The 906-nt window shown below is 39.1% G+C and carries 1 protein-coding gene; it reads left to right on the top strand.

Annotation, left to right across the window (positions count from 1 at the left end; all coding sequences use genetic code 11):
* Nucleotides 1–782 (top strand): class I SAM-dependent DNA methyltransferase (locus tag VNE01S_RS18730; RefSeq protein WP_061781664.1); only part of this gene is annotated, 782 nt, incomplete at its 5' end.
* Nucleotides 783–906 lie beyond the last annotated feature (124 nt).

Here is a 906-nt window from a genome sequence, read left to right on the forward strand (position 1 = left end):
AGCTTATTCGACCTCAAGGAGGAGAGTCGTTGAAACAGAGTAAGAGTGAGTTTTGGTCAGGCGAGGAATACGACGCACAGTACGGTAATTCTTATGCAGGTGAAATATCGTTTTTTCAAGATCTTATATCTCATCAAAAGGTTTCATCGTTACTAGATGTCTGCTGCGGAACTGGTCTAGTTACAATCCCATTAACAAGTAATTTATCTCATGTGGTGGGTATTGATTTTTCTCGTTCAATGATTGATTTTGCTAAATACAAGTCATCAAGCATTTGCGATGTTGCGTTTTACGAAATGGACGCAGCAGATTTCAACTTAGAAACCGTTTTTGATCTAATTGTTATGACGGGTAATGCCTTTCAAGCATTTATTTCAGACGCAGACTTTTCATCGATGCTAAATAACATTAATCGTCATATGCATGCTGAAAGCCTTTTTGTATTTGATTCTCGGCTTCCATGTTCTGAACATTTCGAAACAACAAGTAGTTACGAACAATGGTCTTCTTACAAAAGTCCAACAGGTGAAAACGTCAATGTCTCCGGCTTGGACAGCAGGCACCCAAAATTAAATGATACGATGTTGCACTATGTTAAACGAGAATATGAAAATGGTGAGCAGTATCATAGTTATATCGAACTAAAGTATCGTTCAATGGACGAGATAGTTAAGGAGTTAGAACGTAATGGTTTGCAGCTAGTAGAATATTACGCGGATTGGGAAAAGACGCCTTTGACTGAAACATCGACAAGCTTTGTAGGTGTTGTAAGACCGCTATAACAAAGCGTTTAAGGCAGATTCGCAACGCGTGGCATTCTCAGCTCAAATTGAATTTTGTGTTTAAGGTGTAATGCTTTAGGTTAGGAGTAAGCGTTGCTCACTACTTAACGCGGCGTTATGTTGC

This window comes from Vibrio nereis NBRC 15637 (assembly GCF_001591105.1).
Taxonomy (GTDB): Bacteria; Pseudomonadota; Gammaproteobacteria; order Enterobacterales; family Vibrionaceae; genus Vibrio; species Vibrio nereis.